Raw genomic sequence first — 1,552 nt, 5'->3', positions numbered from 1 at the left:
GGAGAAACTCGTATCGACCACAGTGGCGTTGCGGCGCTTGGTGTTTCAGCTGATCGACCTTGGTTTGCCGATTGACCCGTTCTGGCGGCGCGATGGTGGGTTGGCCTTTGATCTCCTGTCCAGCTACAGCACCGGTGAGCGGGTGACCATCGGGCACGCGTCAGGAGTGATCACGATCGACCTGGTCGAGTCACTGGACGCCTACCGGGAGTCGCTGCGGGTACACCTGGGCGAGCCGTACCGCACCATGCTGGGCCATTTCCGGCATGAGGTCGGCCACTACTACCAGAACGTCTTAGTCGAGACCGGCGACGGCGCGAGCCGATATCTCGACGAGTGCCGCGGTCTGTTCGGCGACGAGCGAGCCGACTACCAGGCCGAGATTCAGCGCCATTACTCCTTTGGGCCGCCGAAGGATTGGAACCAGTCCTACATTTCGGAGTACGCGACGATGCATCCGTGGGAGGACTTCGCCGAGTGCTTCGCCCACTACCTGCACATCACCGACACCATCGACACGGCCCGCGAGGCGGGGCTGGTGCTGCGGGCCGACAAGGTCCCCTTCGCGGTGCCGCGCGACATCGTGCCGCTCGAGAGCTATGACGACGCACCCATCGAGCTGCTGCTCTACGACTGGAAGTGGTTGGCGCTGTTGTTCAATCGGGTCAACAGCGCGATGGGTAAGGCGCCGCTATACCCGTTCGAAATCCCGCCGCCCGTGGTACGCAAACTCGGCCTCGTCCACCGGTTGATCCGCGAGACCGCTTCTAACTCAGCACCTTTGCCTTGAGAGAGTCGAACTCCTGCTGGGTGATAGCGCCGGTATCAAGCAACTGTTTCGCGTCGGCGATCTCCTGCGCGGGTGAGCGGCCGGCCGCTTCGCGGATGTAGGCATCGGTTTCCTTCTTGGCGGCCGTGGCGGCTTCCCGGGCGCGCACGGCCATGCCCTGACCCCGGGCGACCAGATACACGAACGCCGTGAGGTACGGGACGAGGATCAGGAATACGACCCAGATCGCCTTGACCCACCCGGAGGACCGGTGATCGCGCCAGAACAGGTCGACGATGATGTTGAACAGGATGATCAGGTAGGCGACGAACGCAAAGATCATCACCAGCGACCAGAGTCCGTGCCAGAACGTATCCCACATCTTCAGCTTCTCCTCGGCGTTGTCGTCGTTTTCGGCTCCGTCAATATAGTGCACGCGCGGCTATGGCGCGACGGGCTCGAAGCTCTGTTCGTGGACGTCGTCCCCGATGACCAGCGCGGTGCCCGGCGGCACGGCTCGCCATAGTCGCGGCAGGTCAGCCAGTGGTTCGGAAACCACGACGCGCGTGTCGTCGCTGAAGTGGGCCAGCCGCTCGTTCTCCGGATACAGCATCCGCACCGAGAAGGCGTCTTCGCTGACGAACAGGGTGTTGACTTCGCCGCCGCTGGCGTAGCGCACGGCATAGATCCGTCGGCTGTCGGTGACGCCGACGGTCATCTGCAGCGCCGGAGTTCTGAGTCCGGCTTTCGCGGCTGCTCGTAGTTGGCCACGTAGCCGTTGTG

Annotated in this window: 2 protein-coding genes and 1 pseudogene; 1 reads left to right on the top strand and 2 read right to left on the bottom strand. The window is 63.3% G+C overall.

Annotation, left to right across the window (positions count from 1 at the left end; all coding sequences use genetic code 11):
• Positions 1–790: putative zinc-binding metallopeptidase (locus tag WB402_RS05640; protein WP_424205937.1), on the top strand; the 790-nt coding region annotated here is incomplete at its 5' end.
• On the opposite strand, the gene WB402_RS05635 is transcribed toward WB402_RS05640, so the two are convergent.
• A complete protein-coding gene (locus WB402_RS05635) occupies positions 768–1,151 on the bottom strand; it encodes an SHOCT domain-containing protein (RefSeq protein ID WP_424205938.1) in 384 nt (127 codons plus the stop codon). The two genes, WB402_RS05640 and WB402_RS05635, sit on opposite strands and share 23 nt — an antisense overlap.
• Positions 1,152–1,211: 60 nt before the next feature.
• A pseudogene (locus tag WB402_RS05630) lies at positions 1,212–1,552 on the bottom strand (class II glutamine amidotransferase); the annotation flags it as partial.

The sequence above is a fragment of the Sulfuricaulis sp. genome, from assembly GCF_049587675.1.
GTDB lineage: Bacteria > Pseudomonadota > Gammaproteobacteria > Acidiferrobacterales > Sulfurifustaceae > Sulfuricaulis.
Note: the sequence above shows the minus strand (reverse complement) of the source record. Positions and strands in the feature narration are given on the sequence as shown.

Coding starts and splice junctions, on each gene's coding strand:
- WB402_RS05635 (WP_424205938.1), bottom strand. CDS start 1,151: ATGTGGGATACGTTCTGGCACGGACTCTGGTCGCTGGTGATGATCTTT.